We start from the raw sequence: 21,516 nt of genomic DNA, 5'->3' as shown, positions 1-21,516 counted from the left end.
TTATAATGTAGAAATGGAAAAGACTTAACAAGAAAGAAGGGATTGCTGTGGCACGAGGTGTTTATATTCACATTCCTTTCTGTCATCAAATCTGTAATTATTGTGATTTCAATAAATTTTATTTTAAAAATCAGCCTGTCGATGAATATATAGAAGCATTGGGAAAAGAAATGGCACTTGTGACAGAAAAATACCCTGCACATTTTCGTCATATTGAAACAATTTTTCTGGGTGGAGGCACACCAACCGCTTTAGCTCCGCAGCAATTGGACAAGCTGCTTACACTGATTCAAATGTATATTCCAATGGATAGTGTGACAGAATTTACATCAGAGGCAAATCCTGATGAATTATCAGCTGAGAAGCTACAAGTATTGCTGGATGGTGGCGTTAATCGCTTAAGCATGGGTGTACAATCCTTTGACCAAGGGCTATTAAAGAAGATTGGACGTACTCATAGCAATGAGCATGTCTATGAAACAATCGCTTTGGCTAAAAAGATTGGCTTCCACAATATTAGCATTGATTTAATGTATGGTCTGCCGGGGCAAACGATGGCGCAATGGCAGGAATCATTGAACAAAGCATTGGCGCTTGATTTGCCGCATTTTTCAGCTTACTCCCTTATTGTAGAGCCAAAAACGATTTTTTATAATCAGTATACAAAGGGGAAGCTACATTTACCGACAGAAGATTTAGAGGCGGATATGTATGATGTGTTAATGCAACAGATGGCATTGCATGGACGTCAACAATATGAAATCAGTAATTTTGCAAAGCCTGGCTTTGATTCCATTCATAATAAAATTTACTGGGATAATGACGAATATATAGGCTTGGGCGCTGGTGCTCATGGCTATTTAGCGGGTGTACGCTATTCCAATCACGGCCCATTAAAAAAATATATGGATGCTGTTTTAGCAGGAGAGCTACCAATTGTGCATCAGCATACTGTCACACAAGCTGAGAAGCGAGAAGAGCAGATGTTTTTAGGATTGCGTAAAACAGAGGGCGTTTTGCACAAAATATATGAAGAAAAATTTCAAGCACCAATGATGGCACATTATTCTGCTGTTATTGAAAACTTAGTAGCAAACGGTCTTTTAGAACACGACCATAAAGGAATTCGTCTTACAAGAAAAGGACGTTTTGTAGGCAATGAAGTATTTCAACAATTTTTATAAGAAGATTGAGCGATTTCATTGACATAAAAAGTGGGATTTGATAACTTAATAATAGTATTAGCACTCCTCTTAGTTGAGTGCTAACAGAGGTGATAATCATGCTAACAAATCGGCAGTTACAAATATTGCAAGTAATTGTAGACGATTTTATTATGTCTGCGCAGCCGGTAGGTTCTCGCCAAATCTCCAAAAAACAAGGGATTACATTTAGTCCAGCTACTATTCGAAATGAAATGGCGGATTTAGAGGAACTGGGATTTTTAGAAAAAACACATACTTCCTCTGGTCGAGTGCCTTCGGAAAAGGGTTATAGATTTTATGTAGATCATTTGTTGCACCCACAAGGTATTAACTCAAGGGACATTCAACAAATTCAATCAATTTTTAATGATCGTCTTGTAGAAGTAGAGCATATTATCCGAAAGTCAGCGAATATTTTATCAGAGCTGACATCATATACGTCCATCCTTTTAGGACCTGATGTTCAAAGACATCGTGTTAAACGATTTTCCATTGTGCCGCTTTCTAGCGATACCGCAGTAGCAATTATTGTGACGAACAAAGGACATGTTGAAAATCGCATGTTTACCTTACCACCGGGTGTTACCGCTTCTGATTTAGAGAAAATGGTAAATATTTTAAATGAACGCTTAATTGGTGTATCGTTAGAAGATATTCATAAAACGCTTGAGGCCGAAGTGCTAGCCGTTTTACAGCAGCACGTTCGCTCAGCGGATGATTTTATTCATGCGCTTGTAACGGCAACGATGCATAATTCAGAAAGTAAGATTTTCTATGGTGGCAAAACAAATATGTTTAACCAACCAGAATTCCATGATCTGAATAAAGTTCGTATGATTTTAGACTTGATGGAAACGACAAGCCAAGTACAGTCACTTTTCCATCCAAATGAATCAGGCATTCATATTCGGATAGGGTCAGAAAACAAACAATTAGAAATGGAAAACTGTAGTGTGATTACAACTACCTACTCCATTGGTGATGATCAACAGGGAGCTATTGCTATCATTGGTCCAACACGTATGGATTATAAGCGTGTTGTAGCGTTATTAGATGTAATGCGCTTGGATTTAACGCAGGCCCTTACAAAGAATTTTAATGAGCAATAATGAGGAGGATTCAAGTGACAGAAACAACTGAAAACAAAGACCTAGTACAAGAGGATGTACAGAAGCAAGAAAATGTACAGGCTGACACTGCAGAAGAAACAGTAGAGGTACAAGAAGAAGTAGAATTATCAATAGAAGAGCAGTATGAGGCGAAGATTGCCGAGCTTGAAGCGAAATTGGCAGATGAGGAAAACCGTCATCTACGCCTACGTGCTGACTTTGATAATATGCGCCGCCGCCAACAAATAGATCGTGAGGCTGCTGAAAAATATCGAGCACAAAGCTTACTCGCTGATTTATTGCCAGTTCTTGATAATTTTGAGCGTGCTTTACAAGTAGAAACAACTTCAGAAGAAGCTGCATCTATTATTAAAGGAATTGAAATGGTCTATCGCTCTTTAATAGAAGCAACAGAAAAAGAAGGCTTGCAAGTGATTAAAGCAGAAGGTGAGCCATTTGATCCAAATGTTCATCAAGCTGTTATGCAAGAGCAAGATAGTGAAAAAGAAGCAGGCGTTGTTTTACGCGAGCTGCAAAAAGGGTATATGCTGAAAGATCGTGTATTACGCCCAACAATGGTATCTGTGAACGAATAGTCATTGTACTATTTTATCAATTATAGCTAGTGAGAAAACGCATCCTTTGCGTTGAAATAATAGGAGGAAATTTTAAATGAGCAAAATTATCGGTATTGACTTAGGAACAACAAACTCTTGCGTTTCTGTACTTGAAGGTGGGGAACCGAAAGTAATTCCAAACCCAGAAGGTAACCGTACAACACCATCTGTTGTGGCGTTTAAAAATGGGGAACGTCAAGTTGGTGAAGTAGCGAAACGTCAATCAGTAACAAATCCTAACACAATTATGTCGATCAAATCAAAAATGGGTACAGCTGAAAAAGTAAAAATTGAAGATAAAGAATATACACCACAAGAAGTATCTGCAATGATTCTTCAATACTTAAAAGGCTATGCAGAAGACTACTTAGGTGAAAAAGTAACAAAAGCAGTTATTACAGTACCTGCTTACTTTAATGATGCACAACGTCAAGCAACAAAAGACGCTGGTAAGATTGCTGGTCTTGAAGTAGAGCGTATTATTAACGAGCCAACTGCTGCTGCACTTGCTTATGGCTTAGACAAACAAGATACAGACCAAAAAGTATTAGTATTTGACCTTGGTGGTGGTACATTTGACGTATCTATCCTTGAGCTAGGTGATGGTGTCTTTGAAGTGTTAGCAACTGCTGGAGACAACAAACTTGGTGGGGATGATTTCGATGATGCAGTAATCGAATATCTTGTTGCTGAATTCAAAAAAGAAAATGGCATTGACTTATCAAAAGATAAAATGGCAATGCAGCGTTTAAAAGATGCGGCAGAAAAAGCGAAAAAAGATTTATCTGGCGTAACATCTACACAAATTTCTTTACCGTTTATTACAGCTGGTGAAGCGGGTCCGTTACACTTAGAAATTTCTTTAACACGTGCGAAATTTGACGAAATTACTTTACCATTAGTGAATCGTACAGTAGGTCCAGTACGTCAAGCATTATCAGATGCTGGTCTTTCTACATCAGAAATTGACCAAGTTATTTTAGTTGGTGGTTCTACACGTATTCCAGCAGTACAAGAAGCGGTACGTAAAGAAACTGGTAAAGAGCCTCACCGTGGTGTAAACCCTGACGAGGTTGTGGCAATGGGTGCTGCTGTACAAGGTGGCGTTTTAACAGGAGATGTAAAAGATGTTGTTTTACTTGATGTAACACCACTTTCACTTGGTATTGAAACAATGGGTGGCGTATTTACAAAGTTAATTGACCGTAACACAACAATCCCTACATCTAAATCACAAGTATTCTCTACAGCAGCTGATAACCAACCAGCGGTAGATATTCATGTGTTACAAGGTGAACGCTCAATGGCAGCTGACAACAAAACATTAGGTCGCTTCCAATTAGCAGATATTCCACCAGCACCACGTGGTGTACCACAAATCGAGGTAACATTCGATATTGATAAAAACGGTATCGTATCTGTAAAAGCAAAAGACCTTGGTACAAATAAAGAACAAACAATTGTAATCCAATCTGATTCTGGCTTATCTGAGGAAGAAATCGAACGTATGGTAAAAGACGCTGAAGCTAATGCTGAAGCAGATGCTAAACGTAAAGAAGAAGCAGATCTTCGTAACGAAGCAGACCAATTAGTATTCCAAGTGGACAAAACAATTGCTGACCTTGGTGAGCAAATTACAGAAGATGAGAAAAAATCTGTTGAAGATGCTCGCGATGAATTGAAAAAAGCGCTTGAAGCTGGTGAATTAGAGGGCATTAAAGCAGCTAAAGAAAAATTAGAAGGCGTGTTACAACCACTTGTGATGAAAGTGTATGAGCAGGCAGCAGCAGCGGCTCAAGCAGCACAAGGCGGCGAAGCAGGTGCAGACGCTGGCAAAAAAGATGATGGTGTTGTAGATGCTGACTTTGAAGAAGTAAAAGACGATAAATAATACACAGCACAGTTAAGTGAAAAAGCCAAAGACCGCTTGCGGCTTTGGCTTTTCTTATTGCGAGGTTATGATACGAGTAAATTATATGATTGGCAAAATCATTGCATACGCTAACAAAATTTTGCGCTTATCAATGATTCAGCGAAAAAATAAGGCAGTTTTAGCGACTGCATGGTACAATAGATTTTATGCAAATAGAGCGGAGTGTGAATAATGGAGAAACGCGATTATTACGAGGTGCTAGGTTTAACAAAATCAGCTACAAAAGATGAGATTAAAAAAGCATATCGTAAATTATCAAAACAATATCACCCTGACCTGAACAAAGAGCCAGGTGCAGATGAAAAATTCAAAGAAATCGCTGAAGCATACGAAGTATTAAGTGATGATGAGAAAAAAGCACGCTACGACCAATTTGGTCATGAAGACCCAAATGCAGGCTTTGGCGGTGGCTTCGGAGGCGGTGGCTTTGGCGGCTTCGAGGATATTTTCAGCTCATTCTTTGGCGGTGGTGGTCGCCGTCAAGACCCAAATGCACCACGTAAAGGTGATGATTTACAATATCGCATGAACATCAAATTTGAGGAAGCTATTTTTGGAAAAGAAACAGAAATTGAAATTCCAAAGGATGAAACATGTGATACATGTCATGGCTCAGGTGCAAAGCCAGGTACACAGCCTGAAACATGTTCAACATGTAAAGGTGCTGGTCAAATTAACCAAGCAGTTGATACACCATTTGGGCGTATGATGAACCGCCGCACATGTTCAACATGTCATGGTACAGGTAAAATTATTAAAGAAAAATGTTCAACATGTCGTGGAGAAGGAAAAGTACAAAAGCGCAAAAAAATTAAAGTAACGATTCCAGCAGGTGTTGATGATGGTCAACAAATACGTGTATCTGGTCAAGGTGAACCAGGTATAAACGGTGGTCCAGCAGGCGATTTATATATTATGTTCCGCGTGCAAGGGCATAAAGACTTTGAGCGTGATGGAGATGATATTTACTACGAGCTGAAATTGACATTCCCACAAGCAGCTCTTGGTGATGAAATTGAAGTACCAACTGTTCATGGAAAAGTAAAATTACGCATTCCAGCAGGTACACAATCAGGTGCTCAATTCCGTTTAAAAGATAAGGGTGTTAAAAATGTACACGGCTATGGCATGGGGAATCAGTATGTAACAGTAAGAGTTATTACACCAGAGAAGCTAACAGAAAGACAAAAGCAATTACTGCGTGAATTTGCAGAAATTAGTGGCGATATTCCTGAAGAGCAAGGTAGTTCACTATTCGATAAAATTAAGAAAAAATTCCAAGGCGAATAATTAGAGGAGCTGAAGAGCTACGTGAAGTGGTCAGAATTATCCATTCATACAAAAAATGAAGCGGTAGAAGCAATTTCGAATATTTTGCATGAAGCAGGTGCAAGCGGTGTTGTCATTGAAGATTCTGCAGAATTTGCGAAGCCAAGGGAAGATCAATATGGTGAAATTTATGCATTAAATGAAGAAGATTTTCCAAAAGACGGTGTCATTGTGAAGGCATATTTATCGGAGTCTAGTTTTTTAAATGAAACAGTCGAAGAAATTAAAGCAGCCATTACAAATCTGACGAACTTTAATATTGATATTGGTGAAAATGTTGTATCTATTGTTGAGGTTAATGAGGAAGATTGGGCGACTGCCTGGAAGCAATATTATCATCCTGTCAAGATTTCTGAACGCTTTACAATTGTACCAACATGGGAGGACTATACGCCTGTTTCAACAGATGAATTAATTATTGAATTAGACCCGGGTATGGCATTTGGTACAGGTACACATCCAACAACTGTTATGTGCTTACAGGGACTAGAGAAAGTGATTCAAGAAGGCGATACAGTCATTGATATTGGTACAGGCTCAGGTGTATTGGCAATTGGAGCCGCATTGCTCGGTGCTAAAAGCGTACATGCGCTTGATTTAGACGAGGTAGCTGTGCGTGCAGCACAAGAAAATATTGCCTTAAACAACGTAGAAGATACAGTACAGGTATTTCATGGAAATTTATTGGATACTGTAAAGGAACCTGCAGATGTAGTTGTGGCAAATATTTTGGCAGAAGTTATTATGTCCTTTACTGACGATGCATTTACAATTGTGAAACCGGGTGGATTATATGTCACTTCAGGCATTATTGGTGCAAAGCGTGATGATGTCAAAGCAGCGCTAGAAGCATCAGGCTTTGTCATTGAAGAAGTATTATTAATGGAAGACTGGGTAGCTATTATTGCCCGCCGTCCACAATAACTTGACTAAGAAAGTGCCAAGTTGTGAGCCGTGTGCTTGCAAGTTGGCGTTTTTTCTCTTGCTAGAAAGGAGCATACTAGACAATGCAGCGATATTTTATTGAAACGCCTATAGACAATGCACGTATTTACGGAGAGGATGCACGACATATTGAGCGAGTAATGCGCATGAAGCAGGGCGATAAAATTGTTGTTGTGGCACAAAATACAGCTTATATTTGTACAATTGAAGCATTTGAGGAGAATGAAGTAGTTATTCAAGCAACAGATCAAACGATCCCTTCACCAGAGCTACCCATTCAAGTTACAGTAGCGTGTGGCTTACCAAAGGGGGATAAGCTTGAGCTTATTACACAAAAGGCAACAGAGCTTGGTATGTTTGCTTTATTACCATTTGAGGCTGAACGTTCAATTGTGAAATGGGACAAGAAAAAGGGGGCAAAAAAGCAAGAGCGCTTACAAAAAATTGCAAAAGAGGCAGCAGAGCAAGCCCATCGTACATATATTCCAGAAGTGTACGAGCCGATTTCTTTTTCACAACTCGTCCAGCAAGCCAGCCAGTTCGATGCTGTTTTTTTGGCAGATGAAGAGGATGCAAGGGCTGAGCAACGCACAAGCTTTGCCGACAAACTGCAACTTATTAAGGAGCAGAAGGCACAGTCTATGCTTGTTATTTTTGGACCAGAGGGGGGCATTTCGCGCAAAGAAGCTGAGGCACTATTGCAGGCAGGTGCACAAACGATGTCGCTAGGGCCGAGAATTTTACGAGCAGAAACAGCCCCACTCTATGCACTATCTGCTATATCATATGAATTTGAATAAAGCACCTATCACCTTGCCATTAATTTATAGATAGGTTAATGGCAAGGTGATGTTATTACTAATGCAATTGCTATCATTTTATCTTGGTTCAGTGGATATCCAACGCCTGCTGAACCAAGATAAAAGCTTCAGCGTAATTGATGTTGCCTAAAATAAAAAGGCTGCTTCAAGTTTTTCTTGATACAGCCAAGCACTTAATTTACTAGAAAACCTTCTTTTGATCGCGATCATCTTTTAAAATTTCTACAGCCTCTCTAAAGCGCTGAGAATGGACAATTTCTCGTTCTCGTAAAAATTTCAAGCTATCGTTTAAGTCAGTATCATCGGATAAGTCGATAATCCATTGATAAGTAGCACGTGCTTTTTCTTCAGCAGCAATATCCTCATATAAATCGGCGATTGGATCGCCCTTTGCCTGAATATAAGTGGCTGTAAATGGTACACCAGAGGCATTTTGATAAAATAATGCGCTATCATGATTTACATAATGATCCCCTAATCCCGCCTCCTTTAGCATTTCTGGCGTAGCGTCCTTTGTAAGCTTATAAATCATCGTAGCAATCATTTCTAAATGCGAAAATTCCTCTGTTGCAATATCTGTTAATAGCCCAACTACTTTATCTGGAATTGTATAACGTTGATTCATATAGCGTAGAGCAGCCGCAAGCTCTCCATCCGCCCCTCCGTACTGCTCGATTAAAAACTTAGCAAGCATAGGATTACAGGTGCTTACTTTAACAGGATATTGGAGCTTTTTTTCGTAATACCACATCGCTTATTCCTCCTAAGTTATAGCGTTAAACTTGCCATGGCCATGGTGTATCAATCCAATTAAAAGGATAATTGGAATAGCTTCTCCCGAAATTCATTAGCGGGCCATATTTTTGCTCAAAATTAACTTTCAGCTTCATGCTTTTCTCGGTGTATTCATTAAATTGCTGAATAGCATCATAATCATGGGGATGGGTATCTAAATAGAGATTTAATTCAACAATCACGAAGTCAATAGCCTGTATTTCCTCTAATAGTGTATAAAATTCGGGCGGCATCTTGTTAGTCATGCTTCGTCCCTCCCTTTATTGGAAATGGATAAGGGCTAGATAGTTGTGGCCATAATGTTCCAGCCCTTAGAGCTTCCTTAGGTGTTTCAAATTGCGGCAATCCATATGGCTGAAATCCCATATATAATTGTGGGGGAGTTGCAAAATATTTCACTCTAATCGGCTTGCAGGGGTCGAAAGGGCTAATATAGGGCCTCCAAGACTTATATTGGGTAAACATGGCTTCCTCCTTTCTGTTCGTCGATTTATCCGTAGAGTATATGTGTTTAAAAATTTTTTTATGCTCAATAGCATAAGCCCCAAGCGCATGCCATGTTTGGCAAAAGCTTGAGGCTTATAAAGTAAAGTCATGATTAATAATTAGAATCAGCAATTAAACCATTCATAATGGCTACACCAGAGCTTGCGCCAATACGAGTTGCTCCAGCTTCCACCATTTTTTTCATATCCTCTAAGCTGCGAACACCACCTGAAGCTTTTACGCCAAGCTCAGGGCCTACTGTTTTACGCATGAGAGCGATATCCTCTGCTGTTGCACCACCAGTAGAAAAACCAGTAGATGTTTTGACATAATCAGCACCTGCTGCTACTGCTAGTTCACATGCTTTTACTTTTTCTTCATCTGTTAATAAGCATGTTTCGATGATAACTTTGACAAGTGCTTGCCCTTTAGCTGCTTCCACTACTGCTGCAATATCCGCTTGTACAAGGTCATAGTTTTTATCCTTTAAAGCGCCGATATTAATGACCATATCGACCTCTTTTGCCCCATTCGCAATGGCATCTTTTGCTTCAAATGCTTTGACAGCTGGCGTATTAGCTCCAAGTGGGAAGCCAATTACTGTACACACTAAAACATCTGAACCTTGTAAAAGCTCACTGCTCTGCTTTACCCATGTTGGATTCACACAGACAGAAGCAAAATTAAATTGTTTGGCTTCTGCACATAGTTTCTCAATTTGTTCCTTTGTTGTTTCCGCTTTTAATAATGTATGGTCAATCATACGTGCAAAATTTTGTTCCATTTTGAACACTCCTTTATAACTGAAGATGTACGTACCTCTTCGCATCATATCATTTTTTTTTGTCTGCGTCTAATTTCTTGCGAAGACAACACGCTATGGCGGGTAACAAAGAGTGTTGCATCCAAAATAAAATGCCAAAGCGTTGAATAAACAGCACTTTGGCATTTAAAAATTACTTAATGAACCGTTTCTAATAGACGAACAAATTGCCCTTTTGAATATGGATAGCCAGCTTGTGTAATTTTTACTTTTACAAGCTGCCCAATTAGGTCTTCTGAGCCTTCAAAAACTACTTTTAAGTAATTATCTGTATAGCCTGTTAAAAGACCTTTTTCCTCACCATCATGCACAAATTCTTCAGGGATTACTTCTAACACCTGATCCTCAAAACGACTAGCATACTCTTTTGCAAGCTGATCATTTAAAGCAATTAAACGATGAACACGTTCATTTTTAATCTCTTCATCAATTTGATCTTCCATACGTGCAGCAGGTGTGCCTGTACGCGGAGAGAATGGGAAGACATGGAGCTCAGAAAATTTATGGTCACGAATAAAATTATAAGTTTCCATAAACTCTTCCTCTGTTTCGCCAGGGAATCCAACAATCACATCAGAGGTAACAGCTAAATCAGGCAGTGCCTCATGTAGCTTTGTTAAACGTTCGCCGAAAAATTCCATTGTATATTTACGGCGCATACGTTTTAGCACCGTATCAGAGCCAGATTGAATTGGAATGTGTAAATGATTGACAACAATATTCGATTCGCGCAATACATCGATGACCTCATCTGTTAATTGGCTCGCTTCAATCGAAGAAATACGAAGGCGTTTTAGTCCCTTTACATGAGTTTCTAAATCGCGCAATAATTGAGCTAGATTATAATCTTTTAAGTCTTGTCCATAACCACCTGTATGAATACCTGTTAAGACGATTTCAAGATAGCCTGCATCGACTAATTGCTGCGCCTGATGTAATACTTCCTTTGGATCACGAGAGCGCATTAAGCCACGTGCCCATGGAATAATACAAAATGTACAGAAGTTATTACAGCCTTCTTGAATTTTTAATGAGGCACGTGTACGGTCAGTAAATGCTGGTACATCTAATTCCTCATAGACACGATTTTTCATAATATTACGTACGGCATTAATCGGTTGACGTTCAGCGCGATATTGGTCAATATAGCCCAGTAGTTTTGTACGATCCTGCGTTCCAACAACAATATCAACACCGGGGATTGCCATAATTTCTGCTGGGGATGTTTGTGCATAGCATCCTGTGACACAAATGACAGCATCGGGATTTTGACGAATTGCTCGGCGAATGACCTGACGTGACTTTTTATCTCCAGTATTCGTCACCGTACATGTATTAATCACATAAACATCTGCTTGTTGATCAAACTCCGTACGTTCATAGCCTTCCTCTTTAAATAGTTGCCAAATGGCTTCTGTTTCATAATGATTTACTTTACAACCTAGAGTATGAAAACTCACGATTTTTGATCGCTCGTTACTCATAATATATATCATCCTTTCAATTACACTTTGTACCTTTACGCTTTATAGAGCCTTTGATTTTTATTCGATACATGTTTTATGATAACACTGATTTATGATAACATATTTAATTTAAAATCAATACTTTAATGAATGGATATATTCTATCGTAGGGGGTGTGATATTTGCAGCAAATCTTTCATACTATGCTCAAGCAGGATATAAAGCTATTCCTCTCCAAGCATGAGAAAGATTTAAATTTTTATAAGACAACCGAAAACTGAATTTATATCTTTAATATCCAAAAATCTTCTGGCAATTCAGCGAATCACGTAATGTTTTATCTTGATTCAGCAAATTCTTTTTATATCGAAAGTGAAGCAACAAATCTTTTTTGCGCGAAAGCAAGGCATTAGCAGCAGATACAGAAGATTTTTTCCTCTGTTCAGTGGCTGTCTGAACGCAATTACATTGGGGCGTAATGTGATATTAATGCCACAGAGTTGGCATACATCCAAGCTGAAGGATGTTTTAACCGCGCCGAAAGAAGTTGCTTGTCACTTTAGAGCTAGAATTGGAACGATTGCAAAGTTTACTCTAGACCGATTTGCCATTCATCCTGCCATAAATAGGGAGGGTTTATTTTTGAATTTTAAGTAATAAGAAGGTTTTCGAACAATACATAAGACGATAGCTAAAATGTTTAACAGCTACAATTCTATAGGCATAAAATAAAATAGATGTTTTTAGGAAGAAAACGACTACAAAAAATTCACTTGATATTTTCGCACACTTTCTATTGACCATTATTAGACAATACGATATAATTTTTTAGTACACAACAGAAGGTAATTTGCCTAATTGTGTATTGACGTGTGTTCGGAGGGAGGGAAAGAGAGATGTCAAAAACTGTCGTTCGCAAAAACGAATCGCTTGAAGATGCTCTTCGCCGCTTCAAACGTACTGTATCAAAAAGTGGTACAATTCAAGAAGTTAGAAAGCGCGAGTTCTACGAAAAACCTAGCGTAAAACGTAAAAAGAAATCAGAAGCTGCACGTAAACGTAAGTGGTAATTTAATTTCCCATTAAAAATCCCTACGTTCATAACACGCAATTGTATGATTCATTGAGCAGACAACGTTATACCTGAAATTAATCATGTTTGTGATTAATTTCAGGTATTTTACATTGCTCTATTTTACGTACATATGGAAAAAGCCGAATGCACTTTTGTTGATGCATTCGGCTTTTTTATGTCACACTATAGGTAGATAGCATATTAAAATTTTTTTAAATTTGTGAAACTTTTTACATGACCAGCCGTATATAGAGTAGAGAAGCATGTTAGAAGGGAGGGAAGAAGGTGCGAAAAAGGAGAATCCTCAGTTTTTCACTGGTCATATGGATGGCTCTTTTGTTAGCGTTTCCATTAACTTCAGCGTTTGCCAGCAGCAAGGTTTATCACATTCCTATTCATAATGAAGTGGAGCGAGGACTTCATGCATTTTTAGAGCGAGCTTTTCAAGAGGCTGAAGAAAACTATGCGAAGGCGATTATTTTGGATATACATACGCCTGGCGGTTTTGTCAATGCAGCAGGTGAGATCGCCAAGCTTATGGATGCTACGGAATTACACACAATAGCGTATATTAATAAGGATGCACATTCAGCAGGTGCTTTTCTAGCCTTACATGCGGATGAAATCTATATGGTCCCTAATGGAACAATTGGCGCTGCAGCAGTGATTGATTCAGCAGGGAACGCAGCCGATTTAAAAGCGCATAGTGCGTGGCTTGCACAAATGCAGGCAGCAGCAGAAACGTCAGACCGTGATCCAAAGTATGCATTAGCAATGGCAGATTCTACTTATAATCTTCCTGAATATCGTGCTGGTGGAGAGAATTTATTAACCTTATCAGCAGCAGAAGCGTTGAAGGTGGGATACTCTGAAGGAACGGTTCGTAATTTTCAGGAGCTTTTAGAGGTAACAAAGCTAGATGGTAGTGATATTGTGCCAATTGAACCAACGTTTACAGAAAAGCTGGCACGTTTTATTACAAACCCAATTATTGTACCTATTTTATTGTCTGTGGCAAGTTTAGGGCTTGTGATGGAGCTGTATTCACCAGGGTTTGGTGTCCCGGGGATTATGGGGCTATCAGCCTTAGGGCTATTTTTCTTTGGACATATGGTTGCAGGCTTTGCTGGCTATGAAACCTTATTATTATTTATTATTGGTTTGGCGCTTATCATTGCGGAGTTTTTTGTCCCCGGTGGTATTGTCGGTATTTTAGGTGGTGTATTTATATTACTAAGTCTTATACTGGCAGGTGCAAATATGATGCAAATGGTAATAGCAATTCTCATTGCGCTTGTAATCGCAATGATAGGAATGGTGATTCTGATGAAATTTTTTGGTAAAAAGTTACATGTGTTAAATAAGCTTGTGTTAATGGATGCAACGACAACTGAAGAAGGTTATGTGTCTAACGTTAATCGCACCGAGCTGTTAGGGAAGGTAGGGAAAACACTGACACCACTACGTCCTGCAGGCACAATGGTCTTTGGTAGTGAACGCATTGACGTTGTATCAGAAGGCGGCTATATTGATGCAAATAAACATGTGGAAGTGATTAAAGTTGAAGGCTCACGCATTGTTGTGAGGCCAACAGAAAAAGAGATGGAGGAATAAAAAAATGGGTTTTGATTTAGCTTTAATAGGTCCAATTGCTGGGCTGGTAATTTTATTTATTGTTCTTGCGGTATTCTTTACCTTTGTACCAGTAGCGCTTTGGATTTCTGCACTAGCTGCAGGTGTTCGTGTTAGTATTTTTACATTAATTGGGATGCGCTTACGTCGCGTAATTCCTTCTCGTATTGTGAATCCGTTAATTAAAGCGCATAAGGCGGGCTTACCTGTGACGATTAATCAATTGGAGAGTCACTATTTAGCAGGTGGTAATGTAGACCGAGTTGTTAATGCTTTAATTGCAGCGCATCGTGCCAATATTGAACTATCGTTTGAGCGCTGTGCAGCGATTGATTTAGCAGGTCGTGATGTATTAGAGGCTGTACAAATGTCCGTTAATCCGAAAGTTATTGAAACACCGTTTATTTCAGGTGTGGCAATGAATGGGATTGAAGTAAAGGCAAAAGCACGTATTACAGTGCGTGCCAATATTGAACGTTTAGTCGGTGGTGCAGGTGAAGAAACAGTTATTGCCCGTGTAGGTGAGGGGATTGTTTCGACAATCGGTTCGGCTGAACATCATACAGAAGTATTGGAAAATCCTGATATGATTTCACAAACAGTATTAGCCAAAGGATTAGACTCAGGAACTGCCTTTGAAATTTTATCCATTGATATTGCTGATGTGGATATCGGTAAAAACATTGGGGCAGAGTTACAAATTGAACAAGCGCAGGCAGATAAAAATATTGCCCAAGCGAAGGCTGAGGAACGCCGTGCAATGGCGGTAGCGAATGAGCAGGAAATGATTGCCCGTGTTCAAGAGATGAAGGCAAAAGTTGTAGAGGCAGAAGCAGAAGTACCACAAGCAATGGCGGAAGCTTTACGCTCTGGTAATCTAGGCATTATGGATTATATGAACTATCGCAATATTCAAGCTGATACAGCAATGCGTGATTCGATTTCAAAAGTGGGTACGGATAAGCCTGAAACAAATGAACCAAATGCCTAAAAACGGAAAGGAGTGGAACTAGCATATGGAACAATTAATTATTTTCGCAATAATTGCCATAGTTAGCTCTATTTTCGGGAAGGCTAAAAGTAAAAAGCCAGAAAAAGAGGCAACTCCTAAGCAAAACACGTATGTAGAGCCTCCTGCCTCTGAGGAACTGTCACGCCGTGCAGAGAAAACGCAGAGCTTTGAAGACTTTGCCCGTGAGTTTATAGGTGATTGGATTCCGGCAAATGAACAGGTAGAAGAATCTAAACAAATTGTTGAAGAACAGGGAAAAAAGGCTGTACCAAGCTATGTAGCACCACCAGCTATGCCAACTGATTCCGTACAACGAAAAAATGTAGGACGTTTGGCTGCTGGAAAAAAAGAAGTAGTGGTGGGCGCACCATCAACTTTGCAAATACCACGCTCTAAAAATGCGTTAATGCAAGCAATTGTCATGGCTGAAGTATTAGGCCCTCCGAAAGCAAAAAGAAAATAAATAAGTATGTCCTCCTTTTTTGATGCATATATTGCCGAAGAAGGAGGCATTTTTTATGAAAAAATTATTTCAATTAACGCCACTACTTGAATTGTCACAATTTGAATCATTAAAAATTATTGGACCGTATCGTTTTCTCCATGCTGATGCTACAACATGCTCATTTATTTATGCACAATATCATATTACTGTACATGCTGAAGCAGTGACAATTCATGCGTTAAAGGAAGAAATGCTCCATCTTTCGGTTGAAAATCTTCAGGAGCTGCATATGAAAATAACAAAGAAGATGGATGTGAGCTAACATGTGGAATAATCGGCCAATTATTATACGTATAAAGCGTCATGAAAATGTTCATCCTTTTATTCAAACATTGCATGCTCAACATGTGCCTTTAAAGCGTGTTGTTTTTCGTGAACAAGAGGTTTCTTTTGAAACAACAATGCGTTATTTACCAAAAATTCGCCGAGCGCGTAGACGCTTTCGCTTGAAAATGATGGTTTTTTATGCAGATGAGCTACAAGTTGTTCGAGCACAGCTTTGGACATTGCTTGGTATGGCTTTAATGATTATTATTCCAGTGCTATGTGCGCAAGTGATTTGGCAGGTCGATATTGAAGCCGCAACACCTGAAATGGAGCAACGTCTTGGAAAGACCTTTCAAGATACCTTTCATATTGCAACGCCATTATCGAAAAAGAATATACCGTCTAATACAGTGATACGACAAAAGCTATTGGAACAGCATCGTGAGCTGTCATGGGTGCATATTGATAAGCATGGCGGGCGTATGATTCTTAGACCGCAAGAATCGCCTAAGCAGACAGAGCAAGCAAATGATAAGCTAGCCTCACATTTAGTAGCGACAAAAAGCGGTGTCATTACGCATTTTAATATTCAAAATGGTGAACGTAAAATTTCCGTTAATGATACAGCTTATAATGGAGATGTGCTTGTTAGCGGTGTTATTGAAAGCGGTACAGAGCAAGTTTTTGTAGGAGCAAAGGGAGAGGTTTTTGCGGATTATTGGTTGGAATGTTCGTTCAAAATACCTACGAAAATAACACTGGAAACATTACAGCATAAGCAGTGGCGCGTATTGATAAAGGGAATTCATGAAGAGCAGATTGATTATGTGCAAAAGAAGGATTTGCCAAATTGGTTAGACCCATATGTTTCGATTGTAGAGGAGCAACAGACAAAAACAATGCAAGTAGAGCTTGATGAATCAAAAATAGAGTCATTGCTAATACCGCTGCTTCATGAGAAAGTATTACGTACATTACCAACAAAAACGATTATCAAAAAAGAAAACCTTTTACAGGCAAAGTGGGGGAATGGTACAGTTGAAGGGAAAGTTCTCTTTTTAATCAATGAGAACATTGCAAGTCCAATACAAGGCCTACAAGGAGAATGATTATGTCAGAACAGTTAACTGTATTACAGGTGGATAATCCAAATGAAGCGGTTATGCTACTCGGTATTTCCGATGCCAATATGAAATTAATTGAAGAGGCACTAAATGTTCACATTATTACACGTGGTGAACAAATTCAACTTGCAGGTGAAGAGAATGCTAAGGAACAAGCGACACTTCTTCTGCATGCATTATTAAAAGTGATTCGCAAAGGCATCAATATTGATCAGCGTGATGTCACAACAGCAATTGAAATGACACAAAAAGGAACGATTGAATATTTTGCAGAACTATATGACGAAGAAATAGCACGCACGACAAAGGGCAAGTCCATTCGTGCAAAAACAATTGGTCAGCGAGAATACATACAAGCAATCCGTCACAAGGACGTTGTTTTCGGTATTGGACCAGCAGGTACTGGGAAAACGTATTTGGCAGTAGTGATGGCAACACAAGCGCTGAAAAATGGACATGTAAAGCGCATTATTTTAACGCGCCCAGCCGTTGAAGCAGGAGAGTCCCTAGGGTTTCTTCCAGGTGATTTAAAGGAAAAGGTAGACCCATATCTAAGACCTCTCTACGACGCTTTAAACGACATTTACGGGGCAGAACAAACACAGCGCCTAATTGAGCGAGGAACAATTGAAATCGCCCCACTAGCCTATATGCGTGGCCGTACATTAGACGATGCCTTTGTCATTTTAGATGAAGCACAAAATACAACACATCAGCAAATGAAAATGTTTTTAACACGTCTAGGCTTTGGCTCTAAAATGGTCATTACAGGCGATAAAACACAAATTGATTTGCCTAAAAATACAGAGTCAGGATTAATCGTTGCTGAACGTACATTAAAATACGTAAAATCCATCCATTTCCAAGTGCTAGAACAAGGCGATGTCGTGCGCCATCCAATCGTAGCTAAAATTATCCAAGCCTATGAAGAGCAGCAACTTTAGAATTGCGTAGCAATTCTAAAGTCTGCCCCGAAAGCGAAGCGGCAGGGGCAACAGGGTTAAAGTCTGCCCCGAAAGCGAAGCGGCAGGGGCAACAGGGCTAAAGTCTGCCCCGAAAGCGAAGCGGCAGGGGCAACAGGGCTAAAGTCTGCCCCGAAAGCGAAGCGGCAGGGGCAACAGGGTTAAAGTCTGCCCCGAAAGCGCTAGCGGCAGGGGCAATAATTTGTCCCTAAAATAGCATGTAATCAATTTGGCTATAAAACCGCTCAATTATCAGGCACAAGCGCTCAATTCGCCATCCGTTCGGATATTGATGAATCGAAATTTATCAAAATATGTGACAGCTATGCGAAATTGTATAGCTGTTTTTTGCTTTCTTATACATTTTTCGAGAAAAATGTATGTTGAATTGGTATGATAGTAGGTAGATAGAGGAGGTGCCAGATGGAGAAACAACTTCGAAAATTTACAGAGCTTATTGGTTTTCGCTATTTTCTTATCATTATTCTCATTTTAACAGGAGCCCTACAGTTTGCATTTATGTACGGGAATGTTAAAGGAGTTACATACGATTTCAAACCACTACAGCTTGCGCCTGAAACTGTACGATCTACTAAAACAATTGAAGACACCTATAAGACGCAGCAAGAGCGGGAAAAAGCCGCAAATGCAGTAGAGCCTGTCTATCAATTTTCGGAGGATGTCGCCAAGCAAAGGGCAGCGATTATTACATCATTATTTGGCTATGTGCTTGAAGTGAAAAAAGATGTTGAAGACAGTAAAGAACCTATTCCAATAGCGGATCAAGTGACACAGCTCCGTAAAAAGTTTGAATCGATTGATGAAGGTCAAATGCCTTTAAACTTTACAGATTCACAGCTAGAAGGTCTGTTAACACAAAGTGAGGCAGATTTGAATCGAACAAGTACGCAACTATCTAAATCTGTAGAAGAATACTTACAAAAATCCATACGACCAGAAAATGTCTTTGTTGCGCAAAATGATTTTGAAGCAAAAATTCGAGGACAGCGTGGCTATCCAGATAGAATTTTTAATACCGTTGTATTAATAGCGCGCACAAGTATTATTGAGAATGAAACAATTAGCGAAGAACAAACAAAAGCTAGACGAGAGCAGGTAAAAGAAAGTGTTGAGCCTACACGTATTTTGCAAGGGCAAATTATTGTGCAGGAAGGACAAATTATTGATAATGAGGCTTATCGACAATTAGAGCTATTAGGGATGATTAGTAATAAACCTTCCTTAAAGCCGATTGCAGGACTGCTTATTTTAACATTGTTGCAAATGATGTTTATGTTTATTTTATTTGAGCGTTGGCAGGCTGACGAACGTAAAAAACGTAATGCCTTGTTAGTAACAGCCATTGTTTATACATTTTCCATCCTGCTGATGAAGTTTATTAGCTTAGTGGCAGGAGGCTTTGATGTAACGATTGCGTTTTTATTCCCAACAGCATTGGCAACAATGCTTGTGCGATTGTTAGCAGATGAGCGTACTGCTGTGCTAATCACGGTGATGACTGCTGCTTCTGCGGGTGTTATTTTTCAAGAAGGCTATTCATCCGTGATGCAAATGGAAATTACGCTCTATATTATTTTTGGTGGGTTTGCAAGCCTATTCTTTTTACGTAATGTGGAAAAGCGCTCGCATATTTTACAGGCGGTAGGTGTAATTTCTTTTGTCAACATGACCTTTATTGCCTTTTATTTATTAATGACACAATCATCCTATGATCTAAAAGAGTTAGTCTTTTACTTTATTGCAGCTATATTATCTGCGCTGCTTTCAGGCGCGTTAACGATGGGGCTTTTACCATTCTTTGAATCAGCATTTAGCTTGTTGTCATCTTTACGCTTAATTGAGCTATCAAACCCAAACCATCCATTATTAAAGAAATTATTAATGGAAGCGCCGGGAACCTATCATCATAGTGTAATGGTGGCGAACTTAGCGGAGGCTGCCTGTGAAGAAATAGGAGCGGATGGTTTACTCGCGCGTGTTGGCTGTTATTATCATGATATTGGTAAAACAAAGCGTCCAGCATTTTTCATTGAAAATCAGATGTCGGGCATTAATCCGCACGATTCATTACCACCTGAAACAAGTGCTGAAATTATTATTGCACATACAACAGACGGAGCCGAGATGCTTAAACGTTATAAAATGCCGCAGGAAATTATTGATATTGCGTTACAGCATCATGGGACAAGCTTGTTAAAATTCTTCTGGTATAAAGCAAAAGAAGCAGGAGAAGGTATGGATGAGGCAAAGTTCCGCTATCCGGGACCAAAGCCGCAAACAAAGGAAGCGGCAGTTATCAGTGTTGCGGATAGTGTCGAGGCAGCGGTACGTTCCATGAAAGAGCCAAATGCTGAGAAAATTCGCAAGCTAGTGCGAGCTATTATTGATGACCGTGTACAAGATAATCAGTTTGATGAATGCGATATTTCGATAAAAGAGTTAAAATGTATAGAGCGGGTACTTTGTGAAACGATGAATGGCATTTTCCATTCACGTATTGAATATCCAAAGGCAGATAAGTAGGAGGGTCTATGGTTTTAACAATTGATTTTACAGATGACACACATGAAGTCGCAGCACAACATATCGAGCTTGTGGAAAAGCTGTTACAGCATGCTGCAAGTGTAGAAAATATTGAACCTGAAGCAGAAGTTTCTGTTACATTTGTGACAAATGAGGCGATTCAGGAGATTAACCGTGAATATCGTGGCAAGGATCAACCAACTGATGTTATTTCCTTTGCGCTAGAGGAGCTAGGTGAAGGTGAAATGGAAATCATTTTTGAAGGGATGCCGCGTGTGCTAGGCGATATTATTATTTCAACGGATCGTGCAAAGGAGCAGGCAGAGGAATATAATCATTCCTTTGAAAGAGAGCTAGGCTTTTTAGCCGTACATGGCTTTTTACATTTACTTGGGTATGATCATATGGAGCCAGCAGAAGAGAAAGTGATGTTTACCAAGCAGGATGAAATTTTACAAACATTTGGCTTAGGAAGAAACTAAATGAATATGCGTAAATACTTGCGGTCTTTTGGCTATGCATTTGAGGGCATTATTGCAGCAAGTAAAGAGCAAAATATGAAATCGCATGTACTAAGTGCAATCATTGTTATACTGGCTGGTTATTTTACAGGTTTATCTCGTATAGAATGGTATATTGTGCTACTATTAATAGCACTAATGCTGGCACTCGAAATGATCAATACAGCCATCGAGCGGGTCGTTGATTTAGCGTCACCAGACATCCATCCGCTCGCAAAGCAGGCAAAAGATATTGCGGCAGGTGCAGTGTTAGTATTTGCGCTATTCAGTGCTATCATCGGGTTACTCATCTTTCTACCAAAATGGTTTTAAGCAAAAAGAGTGCCTTGAATAATGACATAAGGG

At 39.4% G+C, this 21,516-nt stretch carries 22 protein-coding genes; 17 read left to right on the top strand and 5 right to left on the bottom strand.

Annotated elements, in window-relative coordinates; translation table 11 throughout:
* Positions 1-47 precede the first annotated feature (47 nt).
* The 7 genes from hemW to ACIQVU_RS11200 all read left to right on the top strand — a co-directional run bounded on the left by hemW (position 48) and on the right by ACIQVU_RS11200 (position 7,938).
* Entirely contained in the window at positions 48-1,184 is a 1,137-nt protein-coding gene (hemW, locus tag ACIQVU_RS11230; protein WP_340806563.1) for a radical SAM family heme chaperone HemW, read from the top strand.
* A gap of 98 nt (positions 1,185-1,282) precedes the next feature.
* Positions 1,283-2,314, top strand: a complete 1,032-nt coding sequence (hrcA, locus tag ACIQVU_RS11225; protein ID WP_340806562.1) for a heat-inducible transcriptional repressor HrcA — start codon at positions 1,283-1,285, stop codon at positions 2,312-2,314.
* Between the two features lie 14 nt (positions 2,315-2,328).
* Positions 2,329-2,910 carry a nucleotide exchange factor GrpE gene (gene grpE, locus ACIQVU_RS11220; RefSeq protein ID WP_340806561.1) on the top strand — a complete coding sequence of 194 codons (582 nt, stop codon included), beginning with the start codon at positions 2,329-2,331 and terminating at the stop codon, positions 2,908-2,910.
* A 76-nt stretch (positions 2,911-2,986) separates the two neighbouring features.
* A complete protein-coding gene (dnaK, locus tag ACIQVU_RS11215; RefSeq protein ID WP_340806560.1) occupies positions 2,987-4,822 on the top strand; it encodes a molecular chaperone DnaK in 1,836 nt (611 codons plus the stop codon).
* Between the two features lie 213 nt (positions 4,823-5,035).
* The gene (gene dnaJ / locus ACIQVU_RS11210; protein WP_340806559.1) at positions 5,036-6,154 is read left to right on the top strand and encodes a molecular chaperone DnaJ; all 1,119 of its coding nucleotides are present in this window, start codon (positions 5,036-5,038) and stop codon (positions 6,152-6,154) included.
* 21 nt (positions 6,155-6,175) lie between these two features.
* Complete coding sequence (gene prmA / locus ACIQVU_RS11205) at positions 6,176-7,117, top strand: 50S ribosomal protein L11 methyltransferase (protein WP_340806557.1); 942 nt, start codon at positions 6,176-6,178, stop codon at positions 7,115-7,117.
* Positions 7,118-7,200: 83 nt separating this feature from the next.
* Entirely contained in the window at positions 7,201-7,938 is a 738-nt protein-coding gene (locus ACIQVU_RS11200) for a 16S rRNA (uracil(1498)-N(3))-methyltransferase (RefSeq protein WP_340806556.1), read from the top strand.
* 202 nt (positions 7,939-8,140) lie between these two features.
* Here the strand turns inward: ACIQVU_RS11200 and ACIQVU_RS11195 are convergent, their stop codons facing one another.
* From ACIQVU_RS11195 to mtaB, 5 genes are all read right to left on the bottom strand, one after another.
* Positions 8,141-8,710: a manganese catalase family protein gene (locus ACIQVU_RS11195; RefSeq protein ID WP_340806554.1), complete on the bottom strand. Its 570-nt coding sequence runs from the start codon at positions 8,708-8,710 to the stop codon at positions 8,141-8,143.
* A gap of 25 nt (positions 8,711-8,735) precedes the next feature.
* Entirely contained in the window at positions 8,736-8,999 is a 264-nt protein-coding gene (locus ACIQVU_RS11190; RefSeq protein ID WP_340806553.1) for a spore coat protein CotJB, read from the bottom strand.
* Positions 8,992-9,219, bottom strand: a complete 228-nt coding sequence (locus tag ACIQVU_RS11185; protein ID WP_402895541.1) for a spore coat associated protein CotJA — start codon at positions 9,217-9,219, stop codon at positions 8,992-8,994. The genes ACIQVU_RS11190 and ACIQVU_RS11185 overlap by 8 nt, the downstream gene beginning before the upstream one ends.
* A 133-nt stretch (positions 9,220-9,352) precedes the next feature.
* Positions 9,353-10,024 (bottom strand): deoxyribose-phosphate aldolase, encoded by a 672-nt coding sequence (gene deoC / locus ACIQVU_RS11180; protein WP_340806550.1) that lies wholly within the window; start codon positions 10,022-10,024, stop codon positions 9,353-9,355.
* 176 nt (positions 10,025-10,200) lie between these two features.
* On the bottom strand, positions 10,201-11,547 hold the full coding sequence (mtaB, locus tag ACIQVU_RS11175) for a tRNA (N(6)-L-threonylcarbamoyladenosine(37)-C(2))-methylthiotransferase MtaB (RefSeq protein ID WP_340806548.1): 1,347 nt from the start codon (positions 11,545-11,547) through the stop codon (positions 10,201-10,203).
* A gap of 878 nt (positions 11,548-12,425) precedes the next feature.
* Here mtaB and rpsU point away from each other — a divergent pair.
* From rpsU to ACIQVU_RS11125, 10 genes are all read left to right on the top strand, one after another.
* The gene (rpsU, locus tag ACIQVU_RS11170) at positions 12,426-12,599 is read left to right on the top strand and encodes a 30S ribosomal protein S21 (protein ID WP_004227078.1); all 174 of its coding nucleotides are present in this window, start codon (positions 12,426-12,428) and stop codon (positions 12,597-12,599) included.
* A 290-nt stretch (positions 12,600-12,889) separates the two neighbouring features.
* Positions 12,890-14,218: an NfeD family protein gene (locus ACIQVU_RS11165; protein WP_402895536.1), complete on the top strand. Its 1,329-nt coding sequence runs from the start codon at positions 12,890-12,892 to the stop codon at positions 14,216-14,218.
* Between the two features lie 4 nt (positions 14,219-14,222).
* Positions 14,223-15,227 (top strand): flotillin-like protein FloA, encoded by a 1,005-nt coding sequence (gene floA / locus ACIQVU_RS11160; protein ID WP_340806544.1) that lies wholly within the window; start codon positions 14,223-14,225, stop codon positions 15,225-15,227.
* 25 nt (positions 15,228-15,252) lie between these two features.
* Positions 15,253-15,711, top strand: a complete 459-nt coding sequence (locus ACIQVU_RS11155; RefSeq protein ID WP_340806542.1) for a hypothetical protein — start codon at positions 15,253-15,255, stop codon at positions 15,709-15,711.
* A gap of 55 nt (positions 15,712-15,766) precedes the next feature.
* Positions 15,767-16,015: a hypothetical protein gene (locus ACIQVU_RS11150; protein WP_340806540.1), complete on the top strand. Its 249-nt coding sequence runs from the start codon at positions 15,767-15,769 to the stop codon at positions 16,013-16,015.
* Position 16,016: 1 nt separating this feature from the next.
* Complete coding sequence (locus ACIQVU_RS11145; protein WP_340806538.1) at positions 16,017-17,129, top strand: sporulation protein YqfD; 1,113 nt, start codon at positions 16,017-16,019, stop codon at positions 17,127-17,129.
* 2 nt (positions 17,130-17,131) lie between these two features.
* Complete coding sequence (locus ACIQVU_RS11140) at positions 17,132-18,088, top strand: PhoH family protein (protein WP_340806536.1); 957 nt, start codon at positions 17,132-17,134, stop codon at positions 18,086-18,088.
* A gap of 441 nt (positions 18,089-18,529) precedes the next feature.
* Positions 18,530-20,650 (top strand): HD family phosphohydrolase, encoded by a 2,121-nt coding sequence (locus ACIQVU_RS11135; RefSeq protein WP_402895531.1) that lies wholly within the window; start codon positions 18,530-18,532, stop codon positions 20,648-20,650.
* 8 nt (positions 20,651-20,658) lie between these two features.
* Entirely contained in the window at positions 20,659-21,132 is a 474-nt protein-coding gene (gene ybeY / locus ACIQVU_RS11130) for an rRNA maturation RNase YbeY (RefSeq protein WP_340806534.1), read from the top strand.
* Entirely contained in the window at positions 21,133-21,483 is a 351-nt protein-coding gene (locus ACIQVU_RS11125) for a diacylglycerol kinase family protein (RefSeq protein ID WP_340806532.1), read from the top strand.
* Positions 21,484-21,516: the final 33 nt, after the last annotated feature.

This window comes from Lysinibacillus sp. NPDC098008 (assembly GCF_044760715.1).
Lineage (GTDB): Bacteria > Bacillota > Bacilli > Bacillales_A > Planococcaceae > Lysinibacillus.
This window is presented reverse-complemented; position numbering and strand designations above follow the sequence as displayed.

What these genes read in the sequence shown, in the direction of transcription:
- hrcA (WP_340806562.1), top strand. Translation starts at nt 1,283, where the DNA reads ATGCTAACAAATCGGCAGTTACAAATATTGCAAGTAATTGTAGACGAT.
- dnaK (WP_340806560.1), top strand. Translation starts at nt 2,987, where the DNA reads ATGAGCAAAATTATCGGTATTGACTTAGGAACAACAAACTCTTGCGTT.
- dnaJ (WP_340806559.1), top strand. Translation starts at nt 5,036, where the DNA reads ATGGAGAAACGCGATTATTACGAGGTGCTAGGTTTAACAAAATCAGCT.
- ACIQVU_RS11200 (WP_340806556.1), top strand. Translation starts at nt 7,201, where the DNA reads ATGCAGCGATATTTTATTGAAACGCCTATAGACAATGCACGTATTTAC.
- ACIQVU_RS11195 (WP_340806554.1), bottom strand. Translation starts at nt 8,710, where the DNA reads ATGTGGTATTACGAAAAAAAGCTCCAATATCCTGTTAAAGTAAGCACC.
- ACIQVU_RS11190 (WP_340806553.1), bottom strand. Translation starts at nt 8,999, where the DNA reads ATGACTAACAAGATGCCGCCCGAATTTTATACACTATTAGAGGAAATA.
- ACIQVU_RS11185 (WP_402895541.1), bottom strand. Translation starts at nt 9,219, where the DNA reads ATGTTTACCCAATATAAGTCTTGGAGGCCCTATATTAGCCCTTTCGAC.
- deoC (WP_340806550.1), bottom strand. Translation starts at nt 10,024, where the DNA reads ATGGAACAAAATTTTGCACGTATGATTGACCATACATTATTAAAAGCG.
- mtaB (WP_340806548.1), bottom strand. Translation starts at nt 11,547, where the DNA reads ATGAGTAACGAGCGATCAAAAATCGTGAGTTTTCATACTCTAGGTTGT.
- rpsU (WP_004227078.1), top strand. Translation starts at nt 12,426, where the DNA reads ATGTCAAAAACTGTCGTTCGCAAAAACGAATCGCTTGAAGATGCTCTT.
- floA (WP_340806544.1), top strand. Translation starts at nt 14,223, where the DNA reads ATGGGTTTTGATTTAGCTTTAATAGGTCCAATTGCTGGGCTGGTAATT.
- ACIQVU_RS11155 (WP_340806542.1), top strand. Translation starts at nt 15,253, where the DNA reads ATGGAACAATTAATTATTTTCGCAATAATTGCCATAGTTAGCTCTATT.
- ACIQVU_RS11150 (WP_340806540.1), top strand. Translation starts at nt 15,767, where the DNA reads ATGAAAAAATTATTTCAATTAACGCCACTACTTGAATTGTCACAATTT.
- ACIQVU_RS11145 (WP_340806538.1), top strand. Translation starts at nt 16,017, where the DNA reads ATGTGGAATAATCGGCCAATTATTATACGTATAAAGCGTCATGAAAAT.
- ACIQVU_RS11140 (WP_340806536.1), top strand. Translation starts at nt 17,132, where the DNA reads ATGTCAGAACAGTTAACTGTATTACAGGTGGATAATCCAAATGAAGCG.
- ACIQVU_RS11135 (WP_402895531.1), top strand. Translation starts at nt 18,530, where the DNA reads ATGGAGAAACAACTTCGAAAATTTACAGAGCTTATTGGTTTTCGCTAT.
- ybeY (WP_340806534.1), top strand. Translation starts at nt 20,659, where the DNA reads ATGGTTTTAACAATTGATTTTACAGATGACACACATGAAGTCGCAGCA.
- ACIQVU_RS11125 (WP_340806532.1), top strand. Translation starts at nt 21,133, where the DNA reads ATGAATATGCGTAAATACTTGCGGTCTTTTGGCTATGCATTTGAGGGC.